This window comes from Streptomyces sp. IMTB 2501 (genome assembly GCF_001953885.1).
GTDB lineage: Bacteria > Actinomycetota > Actinomycetes > Streptomycetales > Streptomycetaceae > Streptomyces.
In genome coordinates, this window is record NZ_MQUS01000003.1 from 215,959 (window position 1) to 239,154 (window position 23,196).

Below are 23,196 nucleotides of genomic sequence, written 5' to 3' on the forward strand. Positions count from 1 at the left end.
CCGGACTGGTTCTGATTCCGGCCCCGACAACCCGTAGAGTGACGCGCACGTACGGCGGAACGCGCCCGGCCGCTTCGCCTGAACCGGGATGCCGGTCCGGCCGTACGGGTATGCGTGCCCGGACGGAGCTTCCGCCCCGGGCGCGGCCGAGCAGCGCAGCGGCCCGCGTACGCGAAGACGCACCGGGCACGAGGAAACGGGGGGTGCATGGGCACGGAAGCGCGCCACGCCCCGATCCCACCACGGCCATCGACTCCGCCGGGTCCGCCGTCCGGGCAGGGCGCGTCACCCGCGCAGGTCCAGCCGGGCCGGTCGACTCCGTCCGTGCCGCCACGGCCGTCGACTTCGCCGGGACCGTCCGCGCCTCCGGTCCAGTTCCACCCACCGCGTCCGTCCACTGCGCCGCGTCCGTCCGGGCCGTCCGGAGCGTCCCTGCCGTCGGCCCCGGCGCGTTCGCAGACCCCGGTGCGTCCGGCCGCCACGTCGGCCGGCTCCGCCCCCGCGCGCCCGGCAGACACGCCCTCGGCCGACGACCCGGACGACGAGCCTTCCGTCTTCGTCCCGCGGGCCGCACGGCCGTCCGCCGCGGACTCCGGGCGGGCCGGCCAGGGCAGCGGTACCGAGCCCAAGCCCGTCGTACCCGAGGGCACGGCCCCCGAAAGTCCGCCTCCGCCGCCCGCATCGGCCCGGTTTCCCGACGCGCCGCCGCGCACGGGACGCCGTCGGCCGGGAGCCCCTGCCGAGGCCGCGACGGAAACGACCGCCCGGCTGCGCCCGGTGCCCCCGGCGGAGCCCACGGCCGTGGAGACGACGACCCGGCTCCGCCCGATGTCCGACTCTCCCAAAACGGCTCCTCCCAGGCTCCCCTCCTCCGTGCCCGCGCGGGAGACGACCGCCTGGAGCCCCCTGGCGCCCGCCCACCCGGTCAGCCCGCACGCGCCGGACCCCGAGCTGTCCTGGAGCACCGCCGCCGCGCGGCCCGTCATCTCGCTGGGGCAGCCCGAGGCCTTCCACGAGCGGGCCCGGCACCTGGTGGGGCCCCGCACCGCCGCCGCGGCCGCCTGTCTGGTGCTCGGTCTCGGTCTCATCGGCGGTGCCGTGACGGGGAGTTGGATCACCGACGACGACGGGGACGCCGTCTCCGGCGACCACTTCGCCACCGCCGGCACGCTCTGGCACAACATGCCCGTCGACCAGCTGTTCCCGCCCACCGTCCAGGGCACGGGTGCCGGACCCGGCGGCGCCGACCGCACCTGGACCCGGATCGCCGTCGCCCCGGACAGCGGCTGCGCCGGCGCCTTCGACCCGCTGCTGTCCAGGGTTCTCGCCACCGTCGGCTGCCAGCGGCTGCTGCGCGCCACCTACACCGACGCCACCCAGAGCTATGTCACCACCGTCGGGCTGCTGTTCACCAAGGCCGACCCCGCCGCCATGTCCGCGCTCGCCCACCGCTTCCGTACCGAGGCCCTGGACCGGCGGGCCGACCTGATGCCCCGTCCCTACGCGGCCAAGGGCACCCCCGCGGCCGACTTCGGCGACAGGCAGCGCGCCTCCTGGACCATCTCCGTCCTCACCGACGCCCCCGTCGTCGGCTACGCCGTCTCCGGCTGGGCCGACGGCCGCAGCGTCGACGAGCCCCAGCCCGCCGCCGACGCCATCAGCGCCGAGGCCACCACCGCACCGGCACAAGCCGGGCTCGGCAACGAGGCCCAGGGGCTGGCCGACCGCATCGAACGACGGCTGCGCCAGAGCATCGGAACGGCCACGGAGAAGTCCTCATGAGGCGATCGATACCCGGGCGCCGCCGCGTGGCCCCCGCCGGAGCCGCGCTGAGCGTGCTGCTCGCCGGCGCCCTCGCCCTGCTGCCGGCCACCGCGGCCCACGCCGACGGGATCCGCGCCCAGCAGTGGGCCCTGTCCGCGCTGCACCTGGACGAGGCCTGGCGCACCACCAAGGGCCGGGGCGTCACCGTCGCCGTCCTGGACACCGGCGTCGAGGCCGACCACCCCGACCTCGCCGGAAACGTCCTGCCCGACAAGGACATGATCGGCTTCGGCGCCGCGCAGGGCGACCGCACCTGGGCCCGGCACGGCACCGCCATGGCCGGCATCATCGCCGGGCACGGCCATGGCCCCGGCAACTCCGCCGGGGTCATGGGCGTCGCCCCCGAGGCGAAGATCCTGCCCGTCCGGGTGATCCTGGAGGACGACGACCCCGCCCGCACCAAGGCCCGCACCATCCGCGGCAACGCCCTCGCCGACGGCATCCGCTGGGCCGCCGACCACGGCGCCGACGTCATCAACCTCTCGCTCGGCGACGACTCGAACTCCGCGCACCCGGAGCCGAGCGAGGACGAGGCCGTGCAGTACGCCCTGAAGAAGGGCGTGGTGGTGGTCGCCTCCGCGGGCAACGGCGGCGACAAGGGCGACCACATCTCCTATCCGGCCGCCTATCCCGGCGTCATCGCCGCCACCGCCGTCGACCGCTACGACACCCGCGCCTCCTTCTCCACCCGCCGCTGGTACGCGGCGGTCAGCGCGCCCGGTGTCAACGTGGTCATCGCCGATCCCGACCACAAGTACTACTCGGGCTGGGGCACCTCGGCAGCCTCCGCCTTCGTCTCCGGCGCGGCGGCCCTGATCAAGGCCGCGCACCCCACCCTGAACCCGGTCCAGATCAAGAAACTGCTGGAGGACACCGCCGATGATCCGCCGGTCGGCGGCCGGGACGACTCCCGCGGCTTCGGCATGATCGACCCGGCGGCCGCGCTGCAGGCGGCCGACCGGATCCGGCCACAGAGCCTGCGCATCTCGTCGTACGACAAGAAGTACTTCGGCGCCGGCCCGGACGCCCCCAAGGCCACCTCCTCGACCGCCGACTGGGCGGGCCCGCTGGCCGGCGGCACCGGCGGGGTCCTCCTGGTGGCGGGCGTGGTGCTGTGGCGGGGCCGCAGGACATCGGCCTGAGGGACGACCGATCACGCGTCGGCGAACACCGACACCGCTGCCTTCGCCGCCGCCTCCACCAGTGCGATGCCCCGCGCCTGGCTCTCGGTGCCCTTCGAGAGCACCGCCACCAGATAGCCGGTGCCGTCCACCGTCACCCGGCCGATGCTGTTCACGTCCCACAGGCCCGTCGTGCTGCGCGCCAGCCAACCGTTCTTCAGCGCCCAGGAGTTGCCCTCGGCGACGGCCGACACCCCCCACCGCTGGTCCGCCTCGACCGACTTCATCAGACCCTGCACATAGGTCCGGGAGGCCGCGCTCAGCCTGGAATCCGCACCGAACACCTGCTGGAGCAGGACGAGTTGGTCCGCGGCCGTGGTCTGTGTCAGCCCCCACAGCTCGCCGTCGCCCCCGGAGGTCGCGGTGAGCCCGAGGCGTGTGTTCGCCGCGTCCAGGCCGTCCGCCCGGCCGATCGAGTGCCACAGCGCCGTCGCGGACGCGTTGTCGCTGTTCTCGATCATCTTCGTGGCATACGCCTGCTCGGCCGCCGTCAACCACCGGTCCGCGTCCTGCGCCTGGAGCAGCAGCGCGGCCAGGATGTCGACCTTGACGATGCTCGCCGTGTCGAACGCCGTGTCCCCGTGCACGGCGCTCTCCCCGGAGTCCACCGCCAGCACAGCCGCCGACACCCGCGCCCCCGACGGCACCCTCACCGCCGTCATCGCCTTGCTCAGCACCACGTCCCGGTCCACCACCGGCTCCGTCACGGAGGCCTCCTCACCCGCCCCGGCCGAGACGGAGACCGAGGGCACCGCCGACGACGATACGGCCGCGGTCCCCGGGTGCGCCCGCGCCTTCACATACGCGGTGCCGCCGGCCGTCACCCCGCCCACGGCGACCACCGCGAGCGCGGCGTACAGCAGCGGACGGTGCCGGGACGGGCGCGCACGACGGCCACGGCGGGCTCTGGAAGACTCCATGCCCGCGATGCTTCGGGCGGGGACTGTGCGCCGCGTCGGACGGACATGAGACGGGGACCGGGGAACGCTGAGATTCCGGTGAGGGCTTCGGCGCGGAGGCCGGTGAAGGCTCCGTGCGGAGGTCCGGTCACGTGCCTATAGGGTCGGTGACCGTGGCGAACAAGAACATTCCCGACCCCGGCTTCTCCGACGACGACGGCTCCGCCGACCCCCGGCTGAGCGCCGCGCTCGCCGCCTGGGCCGAGGACCGCGGCGCCCTCGGGCCGGTCCTTGAGGCGCTGCAGGGCGCCCGCCTGCTCGTCCCGGTCGTCGCCGTGCTCGGTGAGGTCGAGGAGGACGAGAACGGGCTGCGCCGCGAGAAGACCAGCGACATGGCCGTACCCACCCTGAAGGCCGGCCGGCGCACCGCCCTGCCCGCCTTCACCTCCACCGACTCCCTCGCCCGCTGGGACCCCGCGGCCCGCCCGGTCGCCGTACCGCTGCATCAGGCGCTGGAGGCCGCCGCCCACGAGAAGGCCGACACGGTCGTCCTGGACCTCGCCGGACCGGTGCCGTTCGAGCTGACCGGCCCGGCGCTGCGCGCCCTCGCCGAGGGCCGCACCAGTACCGACCCGCTCGCCGACCCGGCCGTGGCCGAGGCCGTCCGTACGGCCGTGGCGGCGGAGCCCGCCGTGCTGCGCGCCCACCTCGGACCCGGCCAGGCCGATGGCACCCTCGCCCTCGTCCTCGACCCGGCCGCGGAGCCTGCCCGGGCCGCCCGCGCGGTCGCGGAGCGCCTCGCCGCCGACGAAACACTGAGGGCCCGCCTGGTGCGCGGCCTCGACCTGGCACTGCTGCCGGCCGGGACCACGCCTCCGGGCGAGCCCCTGTACGTCAAGGGATAGCTCAGCCGTAGACCGGGCCGGTGTACTTCTCGCCCGGCCCCTGGCCCGGCTCGTCCGGGACGATCGACGCCTCGCGGAACGCCAGCTGCAGCGACTTCAGGCCGTCGCGCAGCGGGGCCGCGTGGAAGGAGCTGATCTCGGTCGCGCTCGCGTCCATCAGGCCGGCGAGCCCGGTGATCAGCTTGCGGGCCTCGTCCAGGTCCTTGTACTTCTCGCCCTCCTCGCTCAGCCCGAGCTTCACGGCGGCGGCGCTCATCAGGTTGACGGCGACCGTCACGATCACCTCGACGGCGGGGACCTCGGCGATGTCCCGGGTCATCGCGTCGAAGTCGGGATTCTCAGCGGGGTTCTCAGGAGGGGTCTGACTCATGCCCCACACGATAAGCGGTGCGGGTTCACGTCCTCCGATTAGCCCTTCCTGGACGGTGCTGCTAACCTTGTGTAACGACCGGCTGGACATGCCCTGTGAACAACAGAGCGTCCGGCCCACAAGTGGAGGCTCCGATCTCCCACCTGACCGTCCCTCGGGACGGCGGGTCACCCGGTCAGGCGGCCACCATCGTTCCGTACGGACGATGGAGTCGCCCGAAAGCGCGCCCCGCGGCATCGCGGCGGTGCTCCGGTAGTGTTCTGGAGCCCCGCCTGTGATCGTCCGGGGCATTTTTTGTGCTTCGGCGCGGTTAGGTCTAACGAAAAGAGACATACGCGGCTGTCCGCCAGACAACCGTGTGGTGCTACCGAGGAGGATCCATCAGCGCCGAGCCCCGCATCAACGACCGGATTCGCGTTCCCGAGGTGCGACTTGTCGGTCCCAGTGGCGAGCAGGTCGGCATTGTGCCGCTCGCGAAGGCACTGGAGCTTGCGCAGGAGTACGACCTGGACCTGGTCGAGGTCGCGGCGAACGCCCGTCCGCCCGTGTGCAAGCTCATGGACTACGGGAAGTTCAAGTACGAGTCGGCCATGAAGGCCCGTGAGGCGCGCAAGAACCAGGCGCACACGGTCATCAAGGAGATGAAGCTCCGGCCGAAGATCGACCCGCACGACTATGACACCAAGAAGGGTCACGTCGTACGGTTCCTCAAGCAGGGCGACAAGGTCAAGATCACGATCATGTTCCGTGGTCGCGAGCAGTCCCGGCCCGAGCTGGGCTACCGACTGCTGCAGCGCCTCGCGGAGGACGTCCAGGACCTCGGTTTCGTCGAGTCGAACCCGAAGCAGGACGGCCGAAACATGATCATGGTCCTCGGTCCGCACAAGAAGAAGACCGAGGCCATGGCCGAGGCCCGTCAGGCGCAGGAAGCCCGCAAGGCGGAGGCGAAGGCCAACCCCGGTCGTTCGCAGAACGCTGCCGAGGCTGAGGCGTCCGCCGAGGAGCCCGCCGAGGCGTGATCCCGGGGGACCACGGTCCCCAAGGATGTAATCGATACAAGAGCGACGCTCCACCGTGCCCGGTTTCGCGACCGGGCACCGGAGCGCCACCGACGAGGAGATAACGGCGCTATGCCGAAGAACAAGTCGCACAGCGGTGCCAGCAAGCGCTTCAAGATCACCGGCTCCGGCAAGGTGCTCCGCGAGCGCGCCGGCAAGCGCCACCTGCTTGAGCACAAGTCGTCCCGTGTCACGCGTCGCCTCACCGGCAACGCCGAGATGGCCCCGGGCGACGCCGCGAAGATCAAGAAGCTTCTCGGCAAGTGACGTACGCGGCGCTCGCCGACCCCTGAGCGCCGTACGCCAACACCGGGACCGAAGTCGTTTCCGGGTCGTGTGAGGACCACCACGACCCCGCTACAAGGAGTTAACAAGTGGCACGCGTCAAGCGGGCAGTCAACGCCCACAAGAAGCGCCGGGCGATCCTCGAGCAGGCCTCCGGCTACCGCGGTCAGCGTTCGCGCCTGTACCGCAAGGCCAAGGAGCAGGTCACCCACTCGCTGGTCTACAACTACAACGACCGCAAGAAGCGCAAGGGCGACTTCCGTCAGCTGTGGATCCAGCGCATCAACGCCGCTGCCCGCGCCAACGGCATCACCTACAACCGCTTCATCCAGGGTCTGAAGGCCGCGAACGTCGAGGTCGACCGCAAGATCCTGGCCGAGCTGGCCGTGAACGACGCGAACGCGTTCGCCGCGCTCGTCGAGGTCGCGCAGAAGGCGCTGCCGTCGGACGTCAACGCGCCGAAGGCCGCGTGACGCTGCGCTGGCTCTAGGCCGACGTGACTGTAGGACCCGCAGGCTTTACGGCTTGCGGGTCCTGTTGTTGGGGGGCGTGTGGCGCGATGCGTTCGGCTGCCGGTCCGTAGTGGTTGCTCGCGCAGTTCCCCGCGCCCCTGGGGAACCGCAGTGCCGTCCGCTTCGGGACGCTGCCCTCCGACGCCGGAAAAATGAAGACTCTCCTGAAGGTGAAGTAGAGGATGCCCGTCCCCGAGCTGATCTCCCCCCGGTCCGCACGTGTCGCCGCCGCCCGGCGGCTTGCCAAGCGGAACTTCCGGGGTAAGGACCGGCTGTTTCTCGCGGAGGGGCCGCAGGCCGTCAGGGAGGCGGCCGGGCATCAGGCCGACGGCATCCCCACCCTGGTCGAGCTGTTCGCCACGGTCGAGGCCGCGGAGCGGTACGCCGACATCATCGGCGAGGCCCGCACCGCCGGCGCCCGGGTGCATCTCGCCTCCGAGGACGTCATCGCCGACATCTCCACCACCGTCACCCCGCAGGGGCTGGTCGGGGTGTGCCGGTTCCTGGACACGCCGTTCGAGGAGATCCTTGCCGCCCGGCCGAAGCTGGTCGCCGTACTCGCCCATGTGCGGGACCCCGGCAACGCCGGGACCGTGCTGCGCTGTGCCGACGCCGCCGGTGCCGAGGCCGTCGTACTCACCGACGCCTCCGTCGATCTGTACAACCCCAAGGCCGTGCGCGCCTCCGTCGGCTCCCACTTCCATCTGCCCGTCGCCGTCGGTGTCCCCGTCGAGCGGGCCGTGGCCGGGCTGAAGGACGCCGGTGTGCGGATCCTCGCCGCCGACGGTGCCGGGACCGACGATCTCGACGACGAACTCGACAAGGGGACCATGGGCGGGCCGACCGCCTGGGTGTTCGGCAACGAGGCCTGGGGGCTGCCGGAGGAGACCCGCGCCCTCGCCGACGCCGTCGTCCGCGTGCCCATCCACGGAAAGGCCGAGAGCCTGAACCTGGCCACGGCCGCCGCCGTATGTCTCTATGCATCGGCCCGTGCACAACGCGCCAACGGAGGGTGCCGCACCGTCACCCAGAGCTAGTAGGGTGACCAGCTCGGGGCCCTGCGCCGTCTGAGAGGTGGGGTACGGGGATGAGTGTGGCCGGCACGAGCACCGCGCCGGGGGGACCGGAGGGACGGGACGCGCGGTGGGTATCCGCGTCCCGGTGCGGCGATCATGCGGAGCTCGACCCCGACCAGCTGCCCGACGGCCTCGTCGTCGCCGACGAGCGCGGCCGGGTCGTCTGCTTCAACGCCGCCGCCGGCCGGATCACCGCCGTACGCGCCGCCGACGCCCTCGGGCAGCCGCTGGAGAAGGCGCTGCCCCTGGAGGATCTGGAGGGGCGGCGGTGGTGGCAGCTCACCGATCCCTATGGGGGGCTCGCGATCCGGGTACGGCAGCCGGAGCGGAATCTGCTGCTGCCGGGAGGGCGGGAGGTGCTCGTCTCCGCCCGGTACATCCGGGCCGAACCCCTCGGGGCCGTCCAGCGCGTCGTCGTCTGTCTGCGGGACACCGAGGCCCGCCGCCGTACCGAGCGCAGCCACGCCGAGCTGATAGCGACGGTCGCCCATGAGCTGCGCTCGCCCCTCACCTCCGTGAAGGGCTTCACCGCCACGCTCCTCGCCAAGTGGGAACGCTTCACCGACGACCAGAAGCGGCTGATGCTGGAGACCGTCGACGCCGACGCCGACCGGGTCACCCGCCTCATCGCCGAGCTGCTGGACATCTCCAGGATCGACAGCGGACGGCTGGAGGTGCGCCGGCAGCTCGTCGACATCGGGGCCGCCGTCTCCCGGCACATCCAGGCCTACGTCGCCGCCGGCCAGCCCGCCGACCGCTTCCTGCTGCGCATCGAGCAGCCCCTGCCCGCCCTGTGGGCCGACCCCGACAAGATCGACCAGGTCCTCAGCAACCTCATCGAAAATGCCGTGCGGCACGGCGAGGGAACCGTCACCATGGACGTCACACCCTGCGCATCCCCGCGCGAGGGCGAGGAAACCGGCACATCGGTCACGGTGAGCGACGAGGGCCCCGGCATCCCGGAGGAATCCATGAACCGCGTCTTCACCCGCTTCTGGCGGGGCAGCAAGCGCGGCGGCACCGGCCTCGGGCTGTACATCGTCAAGGGCATCGTCGAAGCCCACGGCGGCACCATCACGGTCGGTCGCGCCCCCGGCGGCGGCGCCGAGTTCCGATTTACGTTGCCCGTGGGGGCCCCGGCGTACCTCGCCTGAGAACGCCTGGGCAGCCCGCGGGCGCATTCGCGTTCCTTCACCCCGTTAGACTCGGCCTTTGGCACCTTTGTGTCCTTCACGCGGCCCTCGCGAGTCGGTGACGGGGACCATCCGCCTGGGGGCACCTCCCAGCGTTAGCTGGGGGACAATCGGAAGCACGGGAAGAGATGTCGGCACCCAATAAGTCGTACGACCCTGTCGAGGTCGAGACGTTGAAACCGGAAGAGATCGAGCGCATGCGGGACGAGGCGCTCGCCGCCTTCGCCGCCGCGGACTCCCTCGACGCGCTCCACGAGGCCAAGGTCGCCCACACCGGCCCCGCCTCCCCGCTGGCCCTCGCCAACCGCGAGATCGGCGCCCTGCCCCCGCACGCCAAGGCCGAGGCGGGCAAGCGCGTCGGTATGGCCCGCGGCGCCGTCAACAAGGCGCTCGCCGCCCGCCAGACCGAGCTGGAGGCCGAGCGTGACGCCCGTGTCCTCGTCGAGGAGGACGTCGACGTCACGCTGCCCTACGACCGCGTCCCGGCCGGCGCCCGGCACCCCCTGACCACGCTGTCCGAGCGGATCGAGGACGTCTTCGTGGCCATGGGCTACGAGGTCGCCGAGGGCCCGCAGGTCGAGGCGGAGTGGTTCAACTTCGACGCGCTCAACATCGGCCCGGACCACCCGGCCCGCGGCGAGGCCGACACCTTCTTCGTGCAGGGGCCGAACGGCGGCACCGAGTCCGGTGTCGTGCTGCGCACCCACACCTCGCCCGTGCAGATCCGCTCCCTGCTCGACCGCGAGCTGCCGGTCTACGTGATCTGCCCCGGCCGCGTGTACCGCACCGACGAGCTGGACGCCACGCACACCCCGGTCTTCCACCAGGTCGAGCTGCTCGCCGTGGACGAGGGCCTGACCATGGCCGACCTCAAGGGCACCCTGGACCACATGGTCCAGTCCCTGTTCGGCGAGGGCATGAAGACCCGGCTGCGGCCGAACTTCTTCCCCTTCACGGAGCCGAGCGCCGAGATGGACATGCTCTGCTACGTCTGCAAGGGCGAGTCCGTCGGCAATCCGGACCGGCCCTGCCGCACCTGCTCCAGCGAGGGCTGGATCGAGCTAGGCGGCTGCGGCATGGTCAACCCGCGAGTGCTCACCGCCTGCGGCGTCGACCCGGAGAAGTACAGCGGCTTCGCCTTCGGGTTCGGCATCGAGCGGATGCTGATGTTCCGCCACAACGTCGAAGACATGCGAGACATGGTCGAGGGTGACGTCCGGTTCACCCGGCCGTTCGGGATGGAGATCTGATGCGGGTCCCGCTTTCTTGGCTGCGGGAGTACGTCGACCTGCCGGCGACGGAGACCGGCCGCGACGTCCAGGCCAAGCTCATTTCCGCAGGCCTGGAGGTCGAGACCGTCGAGCAGCTCGGCGCCGACCTCAAGGGCCCGCTGGTCGTCGGCCGGGTGCTGACCATCGAGGAGCTGACGGAGTTCAAGAAGCCGATCCGCTTCTGCACCGTCGACGTCGGCCAGGCCAACGGCACCGGCGAGCCCCAGGAGATCGTCTGCGGCGCCCGCAACTTCGCAGTCGGCGACAAGGTCGTCGTGGTCCTGCCCGGCGCCACGCTGCCCGGCGGCTTCTCCATCGCCGCCCGCAAGACCTACGGCAAGGTCTCGCACGGCATGATCTGCTCCAGCGACGAGCTGGGCATGGGCGACGACGGCAACCACGGCATCATCGTGCTGCCGCCGGAGACCGAGGTCGGCAAGGACGCCATCGAGCTGCTGGAGCTGGTCGACGAGGTCCTGGACATCGCCGTCACCGCCAACCGCGGCGACTGCCTGTCCATCCGCGGCGTCGCCCGCGAGACCGCCATCGCCTACGGCCTGCCGCTGCGCGACCCGGCCCTGATCGACGTACCGGCCCCGAACGCCTACGGCTACCCGGTCCAGGTCACCGACCCGTTCGGCTGCGACCGCTTCACCGCGCGCACGGTCACCGGCCTGCGCCCCGAGGCACGCTCTCCGATCTGGCTGCAGCGCAGGCTGCAGAAGGTCGGCATGCGCCCGATCTCGCTCGCCGTCGACGTCACGAACTACGTGATGATGGAGCTGGGCCAGCCGCTGCACGCCTACGACCGCGCCCTGGTCCAGGGCACGATCGGGGTGCGCCGGGCTGCGGAGGGCGAGAAGCTCGTCACCCTCGACGGCGTCGAGCGGGGGCTGCACGCCGAGGACCTGGTCATCACCGACGACCGGGGCCCGATCGGCCTCGCCGGCGTGATGGGCGGCGCCAACACCGAGATCGCCGATCACGAGGTCACCGAGAACGGCGTGAACGGGACCACCGACGTGGTCATCGAGGCGGCGCACTTCGACGCCGTCGCGATCGCCCGTTCGTCCCGTCGCCACAAGCTGCTGTCCGAGGCGTCCCGCCGCTTCGAGCGCGGTGTTGACCCGCAGGCCGCCGCGGCCGCCGCGCAGCGCACGGTGGACCTGCTGGTGCTCCTCGCGGGCGGTACGGCGGAGGCTGGTGTCACCGAGGTCATCGCGCCCTCGGCGCCGCACACCATCACCGTCCCGGCCGACCACCCCGACAAGGTCGCGGGCGTCGACTACGGCCGTGAGGCGGTCGTCCGCCGCCTGCAGCAGGTCGGCTGCGACGTCTACGGGCAGGACGAGCTGATCGTCACCGTCCCGTCCTGGCGGCCCGACCTGGTGGACCCGAACGACCTCGCCGAGGAGGTCATCCGCCTTGAGGGCTACGAGAACCTGCCCTCCACGCTGCCCAAGCTCCCCTCGGGCCGCGGTCTGACCCACCGGCAGCGGCTGCACCGCCGGGCCGGCCGGGTGCTGGCCGGTGCGGGCTACGTCGAGGCGCCCACCTACCCCTTCGTCAGCGAGCAGATCTTCGACCAGCTGGGCCTGGAGTCCGACGACCCGGCCCGCCGGGTCGTCAAGCTGGTCAACCCGCTCAGCGACGAGGAGCCCGCGCTCCGTACGACGCTGCTGCCGGGTCTGCTCGGTGCGCTGCGGCGCAACGCCGGCCGGGGCAGCCATGACCTGGCGCTGTTCGAGACGGGTCTGGTGTTCCACCCCCGGCAGGAGCAGGAGCGGGCTGTCGCCACGCACCTGTCCGTCGACCGGCGTCCCACCGACGAGGAGATCGCCGCGCTCAACGCCGCGCTGCCCGAGCAGCCGCGGCACGTGGCCGTCGTCCTCAGCGGCGCCCGCGAGCAGGCCGGCTGGTGGGGCCAGGGCCGTCCGGCCGGGTGGGCCGACGCCGTCGAGGCAGCGCGTGCCGTCGCCCGTGAGGCCGGTGCCGGACTGATCGTCCGCAAGGGCCAGTACGGTCCGTGGCACCCCGGCCGGTGCGCCGAGCTGGTGATCGCCGCCGACGGTACGGAGCGGGTCGTGGGCCACGCGGGAGAACTGCACCCGCGGGTGCTGAAGGCCCTCGGTCTGCCCGAGCGCACCTGTGCGATGGAGCTGAACCTGGACGCCCTGGAGGCGGTGGGTGACGGCGCTCCGCAGGCACCGCGGATCTCCACGTTCCCGGTCGCCACGCAGGATGTCGCCCTCGTGGTCGACAAGCCGGTCCCCTCCGGAGAGGTCGAGTCGGCGCTTCGCGAGGGCGCGGGCGAACTCCTTGAGTCCATCCGGCTGTTCGACGTGTACGAGAACGCCGAGCAGCTGGGCGACGGCAAGAAGTCCCTGGCGTACGCGCTCCGCTTCCGCGCGGGTGACCGGACGCTGACGGTGGACGAGGCGTCGGCGGCCCGGGACGCGGCGGTCGCCCTCGCGGGCGAGCGCACGGGAGCTGTCCTGAGGGGCTGATCGCCGCCCTGGGTTCTGTTGTCGGCCGGCTGCGGGTATCCCGTGGCCGGCCGCGCCCACGCGGCGGAGCCGCGTATTGAACACAGCCCCGCCCCCTGGGGGATGCAGCCACCACCCCCGAATGCGCGTCGTAGGCCCGAGCCACCTCCCGTCCCCCTCGGCGAGCTGCATAAATGCGAGTTGACCGACGCGGGCTCACTCGATCGGGTGGGAACTCATGGCGATCTGGTCTCCTCGGGCCATGGCGTCGACAGAATCGGACCGGCCTTTCGGGGTCGGTCCGTCTGCTCTGTCAGGGACTCTCCATGGGGGACCAGAGGCATGATCCGTATCAAGGCACGGGCACCCACCACACGGGCAGCCGTACTGCCCACGCTCTGGGGAGCCGTGGCGGTCGCCTACAAGTTCGGCTGCCCGCTCGCCCAGCAGACCGGGCTCGGGGCGCGCATCGTCACCAGCGCCGTCTTCCTCGCCGTCGGCACCGGGCTCATCTTCCAAGTCCGCCGCGCGCTGGTGCGTGAGCTGCGCCAGGCCCGCCGGGTGGCACGGGCCGCGCAGAGCGTCGTACTGCGTCCGCTGCCGCCGCGCCTCGACGGGCTGAACGTCGCCGCGGCCCAGCTGTCCGCCGATCGCGGGGCGAGCGTCGGCGGCGATCTGTACGAGGCGATCGCCACCGAGTACGGGGTGCGGGTCGTGATGGGCGATGTGCGCGGGCACGGTCTGGCCGCCCTCGGCACCGTCGCCGCCGTCCTCGGCAGCTTCCGCGAGGCGGTCCACGACGAGCCCGAACTCGGGGGCGTCCTGCGCCGGCTGGAGCGCGCCCTCGCCCGGCACCTGCGCGAGCGCGCTCGCGCCGAACACCCGGCCCACGGCGGCGCGGACCCCGACCACCCGGTCGCCGAGGAGTTCGTCACCGTCCTGCTCCTGGAGATCGGCCGGGACGACGAGCTGCACGCCCTCAACTGCGGCCATCCATGGCCGTATCGGATCAGCGGCGCGCGGGTCGAGCCGCTGACACGCGTCGATCCGCTGCCTCCGCTGGGACCGTTTCCGCTCCCGGCCGAGCTGGAGGCGGAGCCGTGTGGCCAACTGGCCCCGGGTGACTCCCTCGTCCTGTTCACGGACGGCGTGGAGGACGCACGGGACGGCCAGGGCCGCTTCTTCTCCCTGCCGAGGACGCTGCGCCAAGCCGTACAGGATCACCCAGTCTCTCCCCAGACGGTCCTGCGCACCCTCTTCACAGCGCTCCTGCACCACGCGGGCGGCAGGCCCACGGACGACATAGCGCTGCTGGTCCTGCGGAACGACCGAACGCGGGGCAAGCTGACCTGCCCAGGGCCGCGAGACAGTGACACCTGCGGCTCCGCCGCGCGGCCGCGGCCGGCCAAGGACAACCCGCAGCCGACAACGCACCGCTGACCGCACCCCCGTAGTCGCCCCGCGCCTGGCCAAGCCACCGCTTTTCGAGGGGGAGCCGGTGGCCTGGCCGGCCTCTTGCGAGGACTCCAGTGAACCGGGGTCGCGACTCTGCGCAACAGTGCGCGTACGCTGCGGATGCGGGCACTCCGTTCACACCCCGTGTGAAGGCGGAGTCACTACGCTGAACCGCATCAGGCCACCCGGGGGGCATCCCATGCAGCCCAACACTCTGCTCGACGCGATCCTGGACGAGGCGGGGATCTCGCACGCGGGTCTCGCCGCCCATGTGAACCAGGCGGGCCGGAGACGGGGCCTCGCGCTCCGGTACGAACACACCGCCGTGGCACGCTGGTTGAAGGGCCAGCGGCCGCGCGGCCAGGTCCCCGACCTGATCTGCGAGGTGCTCGCCGCCCGTCTGCACCGCCCCGTCACCCTCGACGACATCGGCCTTGGCGTACCCGGCGAGCCCAGCACCCCGCACGTCGGCTCGCTGAACGGCTTCGTGGAGCGGGCCACCGCCCTGTGGCGCTCCGACGAACAGCAGCGGCCGCATGTGCTGGGCGCTCCCGCCGTCACCGGGACCCCGGCCGTCATGCCGGTCTGGGAGTGGGAGAACCCGCCCGAGGACGTCGACGTCTCGCGTGGCGGCCGGCACCGGGTCACCGCGGCCGACATCGAGATGCTGCGGGCCGCGCGGACGCACTACGAGCAGATGTACCGCAAGGCCGGCGGCATCGCGACCCGCACCAGAATCGTCGGCTTCCTCAACGCCGAGGCGGCGCCGCTGCTGCGCGGCAGCTACACCGACGCCACCGGACGCCAACTGCACCGCGCGACCGGCGGGTTGGTCGCGATCGCCGGGATCTGTGCCTACGACTCCGACGCCCACGGTCTCGCCCAGCGCTACTTCCACCAGGCGCTCAGGCTCGCAAAGGCCAGCGGGGACCGGGGACTTGGGGCGTATGTGATAGCACTGCTGGTCAACCAGTCGCTGTACATGCGCGAGTACCGGCAGGCCGTCGCCTTCGCCGAGGCCGCGCTGCGGGCCGCCGGCAAGCACATCACACCTGCGCTCGCCTCGGACCTGTACGCGATGCAGGCCAAGGCCTACGCCCACCTCGGCGACTCCGCGGCCGCCCTGTCCTGCATCCGGCGCGCGGAGACGGCCGCCGAACGGATCCGGCGCGGCTACGAGCCCGACGAGACCGGCTATGTCCAGCCCGGCCTGGTCAATGTGCAGGTGGCCGAGGCGCTGCTGAGTCTCGGCGAGCTGGCCGCCGCCCGGGAGCATGCCGCGGCCGCGGTCGACAATCCGGCCCACGACCGGGGGCGGGTGCACCGGCTCGCCATGCTCAGCACCATCGAGCTGCGCCAGGGCAACGCGGACAAGGCGGTGGCCACCGCCGTGCAGATGGCCGAGCAGGCCCGCGGGATGGAGTCGCAGCGGCTGCGCGACAGACTCCGCGCGGTGCGCGAACACCTGGTGCGCTGTGGCTCGGCCGGGACCGCCGAGGCCGCCGAACTCATCGACGGAGCACTGCGCGTACCGCTGTAGGCCCTCTGTAGGTGCACAGTCCCTGCTGCGATATTGCCACTTACTCGGCGGAAGGTGGCAGAACCGTGCAGTGGACGAAACAGAACGAACAAACTGTGTATGCAAACCGCTGGTTCAGCGTCAATCTCGCTGATGTCGAGCTGCCGGACGGCCGGCATCTCGACCACTTCCTGATCCGGCTGCGGCCCGTGGCCGTGGCCACCGTGGTCAACGACGCCAACGAGGTGCTGCTGCTGTGGCGGCACCGCTTCATCACCGACAGCTGGGGGTGGGAACTGGCCGCCGGCGTAGTGGAGGAGGGCGAGGACATAGCGTGCGCGGCCGCCAGAGAACTGGAGGAGGAGACCGGCTGGCGGCCGGGACCCCTGCACCACCTCATGAGCGTGGAGCCGTCCAACGGCCTCACCGACGCCCGGCACCACATCTACTGGTCCGACCGGGGCGAGTACATCGGGCATCCCGTGGACGACTTCGAGTCGGACCGCCGGGAGTGGGTCCCGCTCAAGCTCGTCCCCGACATGATCGCCCGTGGGGAGGTCCCGGCCGCCAACATGGCGGCCGCGTTACTCCTGCTGCACCACCTCAGGCTCGCCGACGGCTAGTGCGCGGCCAGCGCCTGCCAGATCGTCACCACGAGCGCGCCCAGTGCTGTCAGCGCGGCGAGCGAGGGCAGCGGCCAGCGTGTGTGTTCCAGTGAGACCATGCGGGAGTTCAGCTCGTCCAGCTCCTTGGCGGTCTCCTCGGTGCGATGACTGAGCAACGCCAGCCCGCCCTCGACGCGGGCGTAGGCCACGTCGAGGCGGCGCCGTAACTCTGCGAGTTCTCCGTGGACCACGGGATGCTCCGGTTCGGCGGTCACGAGTCCACTCCTTTCGGTAGTCGGCATGGATGGTTCCGCATCCCTTGCATGCGCATGAGGAGTCAACTCGCCTGGTGGGCGCGTGGGGAGCGTGTGCGACGGGCATATGCGTGCCCGGCGCGCACACGGGGAGTGAAACAGATGGGCCCGGCACCGAGTACGGTGCCGGGCCCGTAAGTCGTAGCTCTGTGTGATCAGGCGTAGGTGTGGAACCCCGAGCCGGTCTTCCGGCCGAGTCGGCCCGCGTCGACCATGCGCTGCGGCAGCGGGGGAGCGGCGTACAGCGGCTCCTTGTACTCGGCGTACACGCTGTCAGTGTGCGCGATCACTGCCCTCACCTGCGGGTTCATGGCCTGTTGCGTGCCTGCGTGCCTGCGTGCCTGCGTGCCTGCGGGGCGCCCAGGGATTTCTCAGGGACATTCGGTTGTGGATCTTGACTGAACCACTCGTCCATGGCGGCGAGGCCCCGCTTGGCCGCACCGGGCCTGAAATGAGCGTAGTGCGTCAGTGTGGTCGGCGGCGAAGCATGCCCGAGCCACGCCGACACGCTCACGACCGACTCGCCGGCCTCAAGCTGGGTGCTCGCGTACGTGTGCCGGAGGACGTGGAACATGTCCTCCCTGGAGGAGGCCGTTGATCCAGATCATTGAGGCGCGGAGGTGGAGGCCGGGGAGGTAGGTCTCGGGCTGCGGCTGCCGAATATTTCATCCGACCAGGTCAGGCTGGCGTGCTGGGAAAGGTGGCTTCTGGCGAGCCGGTCTCGGCGGCGTATGTCCACGACGGCTGTGGGAAGGGCCTGCTCGGCGTGCGACGGCTATCGCGGATGAAGCTCGCCACGTGGTCTCCGGAGCGGCAACACGAGGACGTGCTGACTGCCGCCGCGTCTGTCGGGTGCCACATCATCGGCTGTGCCGACGACTGGGAGGTGTCGGCAGCCGAAGCTGGGCCCTCGGCTTCGCGATGAGAGGGGGCTGTACGACGGTGGCTGCAGACGTGGATCGGCTCGGCCGCAACGTCGTGGACACACGACTTCGCCCTGACATCTCGTGTCGCATGCAGACCAGAACCCGGCGTACAGCCCGACTCGTCTGCCGCCACCTGCGGCTTTGCCCGGGGAAGGGCCTCTGACCTGCAGAGGAGGCCCTTTCCGATCTTTCAGGGGTTTGCCGAGTTACGTGGCGGAAAGTCCCTCGGAAGTCCCTCGGACAGCGCTGAAAGTCCCTGAAAAGTCCCTGGCGCGTAGGCGAGGTGGACGCCTCTGACCAGGGAACAGAACATGGTCCCGTCGGTCTCAGCAGGCGGCTCTGCGACCTCCCGTGAGGCAGGGCTGATGTCGTTGTAGCGTGGCCACGAGAGCGACGATCGCGGTGCCGTTGATGCCCTCCGCCTCGGCTGTGGCGGGCGGGGATTGGAGGCGGCGGAACGAGTGGGCGGGTCGGCCCGAAGGGCTCGCGTTGGTTGGTGCTGATGGCCGTCGCATCGCTCTGAAATCGACCCCCTTCCTCAAGTGCTTCGAGCGCTCGCAATACGGTCGTAGCCGTGCGCTTCGACGACAATGAGCCCGTCTTCAAGCGGAGCAAGTGGGGGACGAACCGCTACGAGTACAATCCGCGGAACCCCGTAGGCTTCGCCTTGATCGTGGTGGCCATCGGCTTCGCTGTGGTGATGCTGCTCCTGATGCACAACCACGCAGGGCCATTTGCGCCGCCAGACACGTCGTGGAGTCCGGCGCCGGACATGTCACGGTGGGCGCCACCAGCAGAGGATCCACCCGGGCCAACTCCGTCGGAGTCGGTGTATTCGCCAGGGCCATGAACGTCTGAGCGGGTGGTGAGGTGATCCCTTGAGCGGAAGGCTACGCCCGTCATGCGCTGGCCGGGCTGCCCGAACGGCGGCATAGCAGAGCTCCTGCCAAGGCCGAGGTAGGGGCTCCTTCCGTACCAGCCATTCGCGAGACGCCCCTGCGTCTGACGACGGACGCCGCCCCTGCCCCGTTTCTGGGTGCAACAAGGAGGTAGCCAGAGACGGCAGCGTAGCTGTGACGTACGGCACGGTCACTTTCCGGTCAGTCGCGGGCTACGAGCGGCGTCAAAATTCTGTGACCAGGCAAGATCACGACTATCGTGCCTGGGTTGCTTCTGTTACGGATGGGGATGGCAGGGGCACCACAAGCGAGTGGCTAAGGTGCTGCTGAGGGGCTGATCGCACGGGGGAGGGCTCGATGGCTGGCAACACGGGGGATCCGCAGGCAACTGCGGCTGCGCTGGAAGCGGCTGCTGGCGCGCTGGCCGCGTCCGGCATAGGCCCGATCGCAAGTGCTGGTGCCGTCATGGCCCAGGAACTGCGGGTCGAGGCTGAAACTCTGACCACCTTCAAGAACCGGGTGAACGACCTTCTGACTCAGCTGGAGAAGTCCAAGGCCGCCCCGCAGAGGATCGCGGACGGCGGCCTGCCGACGGGGCGGTTGGGTAACTTCGACGAAGCCGACGCGCTCCACGGCGCCTACACCCAGGTGCATTCCCAGCTGGAGCGCCTTTCCAAGCAATTGGCGCTGCAGATCGAGGGGCTGATGGTCACGGTCGACGCGTCGAAGAGCAACTATCACAATCTCGACGCCGACGTTCGCGATCGCCTGCACCGCATCCGTGTCGAGGCCGACAAGCTGGCTGTGAATGAGAGTCGGCCGGGACCAAAGGGACACGTTGACGGTGGGGCGGGGGCGTCCGGCCATGGCCGGCACGGCTCCACGTCGGACTCGCAGGCAGGCGACTTGTGATGTCCGTGGTGATGAGACAGTGCGACGGGATGGTTTCGACAGGGAAGGCGGTGGGGCTCCATGTCTGACTTTGCCAGCCGCATGTGGGAGACGGTCAGGCAGGAGCGGTTCCTGCTCCAAGACCCCGAACAGCTGTGGGCCATGGTCGAGTCGGCCGACGGTCCGACCGCAAGTAGCCTCGGTGAGCTTTTGACGGAGGCCGCCAAGACGATCAAGGAGATCGGCGGCGATCTGCGGACCCACAGCATGGCGGTCGAGTGGGAGGGCGAGGGGGGCGCGGCGTTCCGGACGTGGTGCTACCAAGCAGCGCTGACCACAGTGAGCCTGGGCGATTACAGCGAGAACGCGGGCAAGTGGCTGGGCCACGCGGCGGACACGCTGCACGAGGTCAAGCCCCAGCTGGAGATCCTGCGGAAGCAGAGCGCGGGCCCGCGCTCGGTGCTGGAGGCGCACGCGTCGAAGGCGACGAACGTCGGCGATCACAGCGGCGGTCCGTCGGACTCCGAGGTAACGAAGGCCAAGACCCGGTACGCCAACACCCGTGCCGAGGCCGGTGGGCTGATGATGAAACTCGCCCAGTCGTACACAGCATCCACGGAACAGATCCACGCGCTGGAGGCACCGAATTTTCCCGAACTGCCGGAACAGTTCGTGCCTACCAACGTCCGCGACGGAGCCCCTGTTGCTGTCCCGACCACGCAGGGGAACGCGGGTTCGGCGACAGTTGCCCGTGTGGAGCCGAACGCCCATGAGGCGGCGATCGGTTCCCGTTCCGGCGCGACCGGTTCGCTGCCTCAGCCGTCCACGACGCATCGTCCGAAGAGTCAGGTCGACGTCCCTCATCATGTGCTGCCGAACGCTCATGTGGATGTACCGAACACGGTGATCGACAGCACTGGAACTCTTCCGCCCGCCCCGACGGTGCCTCCCGCCCATTCGGCGCCGTCGGCTGGGCCGAGCGGCCCGGACGTAAGGACGCCGTCGGCGACCGGTGCGCTTCCACCCGTTTTCGGGGTCGGAAAAGTGCCGACACCGGGTGTTCGGGGAGGCGGTGAGCGTCCCGTATACGGAGGGCGGGGCTCATTGCCCGCACCATCGGGACCGGGCAGTTCCGGGAGTCCGCGCGTCCCTGGACGTGGGCCTTACGGTCCCAGCGTGAATGGGAGCGAGCCTGACCCTGAGCGCGGGCCGCTCAGTCCCAGCCCCGCCCGAGGCGCCAACGGCATCACAGGCGGCCGCCCGGTCTCACCGTCGGCAGGAAGACCTCCCGGTGGGATTCCGCGTGGCAACGTCATTGGGGGTACTCCGAACGAGCAGCAGCCTCCAAGGGGCCGTGGCACGACGCCCGGACGCCCTACTGCCAGGACCACGTCGACCCGCGGCGACGACCCCGTCGTGAACCGCGAGGGCGCACCGAGGGGGCGCATGCCCGCCACGTCCAACGGCATCGTAGGGGGACAGCCCAGACCCTCCCGAGACCGCCGACGGGCAGGGACCACCTCGCAAGGCGTACGGCCCGCTGGTGAAACAACCGCAGACGAGTCACTGCCGCGCCGTGGTGGCTCATCCCGTGGCGCCTCCGCCTCCGCCCGGAAGCGTGACGACCGCTCCCTTCGCGACAGGCGCGCTGACAGCCGAGCAGCCGACCGAACAGAGGACGGGGATCTCCAGGCAGAAGCCAGGGAGAGCCGACCGACCCCGCCGCCCCTGCCTAAAGGGCCCGATGGAGACCTAGGACGAGAAGGATGACCATGCGCAGCTGCAGCGAGCGGGCCGGATGGCGCAGCCGGGCCGTGTCCGCAGCCGTCGGGGTCTTGTTGGCGAGCTTCGCCGTCACCCCCGCCCACGCTGAGACCATCAAAGACCAGCAGTGGCACTTGAAGGCCATGCAGGCCGAGCAGATGTGGAAGGTCAGCACGGGCAAGGGCATCACGGTCGCGGTGATCGACACCGGGGTGCAGGCCGACATCCCCGACCTGCGTGGTCAGGTCGTGGCGGGCAAGAACTACTCCAAGCATCCTGGGGACGAACGCAGTGACTACGACGGTCACGGCACCGGTATGGCCGTTCTCATCGCAGGCACCGGCGGCCGGGGCATCGCCAATGGCTCCTATGGGCTGGCCCCAGGCGCGAAGATCCTGCCGATCCGCATCCCGGACTTCATCGAGCAAAGCCGTGCCGACGGCAACCCGGACGACTACCCCACCTACATGGCCAAGGCCATTCGATTCGCGGCCGACTCGGACGCCCAGGTCATCAACATCTCGCAGGCGAGTACCGCGCACTCCAAGGAGTTGACGGACGCCGTCGCCTACGCGCTGTCCAAGGGCAAACTGATCTTCGCGGGCGTGGGTAATGACGGCGACGCCCTCAACGAAGTCAATTACCCGGCGGCGACTCCTGGTGTAGTGGGTGTTGGGGCGATCGACGAAAGCGTCAAAGTGACGAAGGAGTCCGAGCACGGCCCCCAGGTCGATCTGGTAGCGCCTGGTCAGGACATGGTGGCTGCGTGCATCGAAAGCAGCACAAAGGTGTGTAAGACGCACGGCACCAGCGACGCCACGGCGATTGCCTCCGCTTCCGCAGCCCTGATCTGGTCCAATCATCCGAACTGGACCAACAACCAGGTCCTGCGGGTCATGCTCGACACGGCGAGCAAGCCAACGAGCGGCAAGGAGCGCACCGACTACCTGGGCTACGGCGCCGTCCGCCCCCGCATCGCGCTGACCAACCCCGGCGACCCCGGTCCTGCCGGCGTCTACCCGCTGCCCGACTTCAAGCAAGCCGTGTCCAAGGCACCGAACGGGTCGGCTACGGCCTCCTCGAAGGATGGCAGCAACCCATCGCCGGCAGCATCCGCGTCTACGGGCGGCGGCTCTGCACTGCCATGGATTCTCGGGGGTGCGGGAGTTGTCGTGGTTGCGGGTGGGGCTCTAGCCGCTGCGGCGGTACGTAGGCGGCGACGTGCAGCGGCGGTAGCCCAGGCTCCCGGATCCACGCTGGCTGGGCCGGGGCAGACGCCGTGGTACGGAGACAGTAATTACGGGGGGAGGCCCTGAGATGGCGTGGGACGAGTGGGAGCAGCTGAAGGCCGACGCGCTGGCCCGTCGGCAGGACGGGATGCGGCTGGACAGTGCTGCGGGCGTGGGAGGAAGCGGCGCCGCGGGTGCCCCTGATCTGAAGACGAACAAGGCGGGGAACGACGCCGCAGTCAAGGCCTTGCAGGATGAGATACCGCGGGACACGGACAAGGCCGGCAGTCACGCCGACGAGTCCACAGCCACGGCCGTGCGGGAGTTCAGCGGCTGGCAGACCGGCTCCGGGCTCAAGGACGCCCACGCGGAATGGGAGTTGCAGGTCAAGAACCTGAAGGGGCGCCTGGGGCAGGACAAGGAGGCGCTGGAGGGCAGCCACCAGCATCTCCAGTACGTCGACTACGGCGTCGGCAGTCGGACAGTGCAGATCAAGGCCGGGCCCCACCAGGGGCGCGAGGTCTAGGAAATCGG

At 70.6% G+C, this 23,196-nt stretch carries 19 protein-coding genes and 1 pseudogene; 16 read left to right on the plus strand and 4 right to left on the minus strand.

The genetic code is table 11. The features are described 5' to 3' along the window. Positions 1–465: 465 nt before the first annotated feature. Together AV521_RS50540 and mycP (AV521_RS07435) are read left to right on the plus strand one after the other, a co-directional pair. Positions 466–1,782 (plus strand): hypothetical protein, encoded by a 1,317-nt coding sequence (locus AV521_RS50540; RefSeq protein WP_256725460.1) that lies wholly within the window; start codon positions 466–468, stop codon positions 1,780–1,782. After that, on the plus strand, positions 1,779–2,966 hold the full coding sequence (mycP, locus tag AV521_RS07435; protein WP_076085281.1) for a type VII secretion-associated serine protease mycosin: 1,188 nt from the start codon (positions 1,779–1,781) through the stop codon (positions 2,964–2,966). The genes AV521_RS50540 and mycP (AV521_RS07435) overlap by 4 nt, the downstream gene beginning before the upstream one ends. An 11-nt stretch (positions 2,967–2,977) precedes the next feature. On the opposite strand, the gene AV521_RS07440 is transcribed toward mycP (AV521_RS07435), so the two are convergent. Next, entirely contained in the window at positions 2,978–3,925 is a 948-nt protein-coding gene (locus tag AV521_RS07440) for a serine hydrolase (RefSeq protein ID WP_076085284.1), read from the minus strand. 152 nt (positions 3,926–4,077) lie between these two features. Here AV521_RS07440 and AV521_RS07445 point away from each other — a divergent pair, with 152 nt between their 5' ends. After that, positions 4,078–4,809, plus strand: a complete 732-nt coding sequence (locus AV521_RS07445; RefSeq protein WP_076085814.1) for an SseB family protein — start codon at positions 4,078–4,080, stop codon at positions 4,807–4,809. Position 4,810: 1 nt separating this feature from the next. On the opposite strand, the gene AV521_RS07450 is transcribed toward AV521_RS07445, so the two are convergent. Beyond that, positions 4,811–5,179 carry a DUF1844 domain-containing protein gene (locus tag AV521_RS07450; protein ID WP_076085287.1) on the minus strand — a complete coding sequence of 123 codons (369 nt, stop codon included), beginning with the start codon at positions 5,177–5,179 and terminating at the stop codon, positions 4,811–4,813. A 356-nt stretch (positions 5,180–5,535) separates the two neighbouring features. On the opposite strand from AV521_RS07450, the gene infC reads away from it, so the two are divergent. The 10 genes from infC to AV521_RS07500 all read left to right on the plus strand — a co-directional run bounded on the left by infC (position 5,536) and on the right by AV521_RS07500 (position 16,657). After that, complete coding sequence (infC, locus tag AV521_RS07455; protein ID WP_076085290.1) at positions 5,536–6,198, plus strand: translation initiation factor IF-3; 663 nt, start codon at positions 5,536–5,538, stop codon at positions 6,196–6,198. A 111-nt stretch (positions 6,199–6,309) separates the two neighbouring features. After that, entirely contained in the window at positions 6,310–6,504 is a 195-nt protein-coding gene (rpmI, locus tag AV521_RS07460; RefSeq protein ID WP_003977225.1) for a 50S ribosomal protein L35, read from the plus strand. A gap of 107 nt (positions 6,505–6,611) precedes the next feature. After that, positions 6,612–6,995, plus strand: coding sequence for a 50S ribosomal protein L20 (gene rplT, locus AV521_RS07465; protein WP_006141703.1), 384 nt, complete (start codon positions 6,612–6,614; stop codon positions 6,993–6,995). A 221-nt stretch (positions 6,996–7,216) separates the two neighbouring features. After that, on the plus strand, positions 7,217–8,071 hold the full coding sequence (locus AV521_RS07470) for an RNA methyltransferase (protein WP_076085293.1): 855 nt from the start codon (positions 7,217–7,219) through the stop codon (positions 8,069–8,071). Between the two features lie 50 nt (positions 8,072–8,121). Then, positions 8,122–9,264: an ATP-binding protein gene (locus tag AV521_RS07475; RefSeq protein WP_076085296.1), complete on the plus strand. Its 1,143-nt coding sequence runs from the start codon at positions 8,122–8,124 to the stop codon at positions 9,262–9,264. A gap of 167 nt (positions 9,265–9,431) precedes the next feature. Then, positions 9,432–10,553, plus strand: a complete 1,122-nt coding sequence (gene pheS / locus AV521_RS07480; protein ID WP_076085299.1) for a phenylalanine--tRNA ligase subunit alpha — start codon at positions 9,432–9,434, stop codon at positions 10,551–10,553. Beyond that, on the plus strand, positions 10,553–13,081 hold the full coding sequence (pheT, locus tag AV521_RS07485; RefSeq protein WP_076085302.1) for a phenylalanine--tRNA ligase subunit beta: 2,529 nt from the start codon (positions 10,553–10,555) through the stop codon (positions 13,079–13,081). Before pheS ends, pheT begins: the two co-directional genes overlap by 1 nt. A 321-nt stretch (positions 13,082–13,402) precedes the next feature. Beyond that, positions 13,403–14,500, plus strand: coding sequence for a PP2C family protein-serine/threonine phosphatase (locus AV521_RS07490; protein ID WP_076085305.1), 1,098 nt, complete (start codon positions 13,403–13,405; stop codon positions 14,498–14,500). Positions 14,501–14,714: 214 nt separating this feature from the next. Continuing rightward, positions 14,715–16,055 (plus strand): transcriptional regulator, encoded by a 1,341-nt coding sequence (locus AV521_RS07495; protein WP_076085308.1) that lies wholly within the window; start codon positions 14,715–14,717, stop codon positions 16,053–16,055. 65 nt (positions 16,056–16,120) lie between these two features. Further along, positions 16,121–16,657: an NUDIX hydrolase gene (locus AV521_RS07500; RefSeq protein ID WP_076085312.1), complete on the plus strand. Its 537-nt coding sequence runs from the start codon at positions 16,121–16,123 to the stop codon at positions 16,655–16,657. On the opposite strand, the gene AV521_RS07505 is transcribed toward AV521_RS07500, so the two are convergent. Next, positions 16,654–16,914: a hypothetical protein gene (locus AV521_RS07505; protein WP_076085315.1), complete on the minus strand. Its 261-nt coding sequence runs from the start codon at positions 16,912–16,914 to the stop codon at positions 16,654–16,656. The genes AV521_RS07500 and AV521_RS07505 overlap by 4 nt on opposite strands. A 194-nt stretch (positions 16,915–17,108) precedes the next feature. Then, positions 17,109–17,228: pseudogene (locus tag AV521_RS07510) on the minus strand (3-hydroxyacyl-CoA dehydrogenase family protein); the annotation flags it as partial. A gap of 1,907 nt (positions 17,229–19,135) precedes the next feature. Between AV521_RS07510 and AV521_RS07530 the strand changes: the two are divergent. The 3 genes from AV521_RS07530 (at position 19,136) to AV521_RS07540 (ending at position 23,188) form a co-directional block, all read left to right on the plus strand. After that, positions 19,136–19,690, plus strand: a complete 555-nt coding sequence (locus tag AV521_RS07530; protein WP_143658576.1) for a hypothetical protein — start codon at positions 19,136–19,138, stop codon at positions 19,688–19,690. Between the two features lie 1,745 nt (positions 19,691–21,435). Then, on the plus strand, positions 21,436–22,749 hold the full coding sequence (gene mycP / locus AV521_RS07535; RefSeq protein ID WP_107480839.1) for a type VII secretion-associated serine protease mycosin: 1,314 nt from the start codon (positions 21,436–21,438) through the stop codon (positions 22,747–22,749). A gap of 1 nt (position 22,750) precedes the next feature. Then, on the plus strand, positions 22,751–23,188 hold the full coding sequence (locus AV521_RS07540; protein WP_076085324.1) for a hypothetical protein: 438 nt from the start codon (positions 22,751–22,753) through the stop codon (positions 23,186–23,188). The last annotated feature ends 8 nt before the right edge of the window (positions 23,189–23,196 follow it).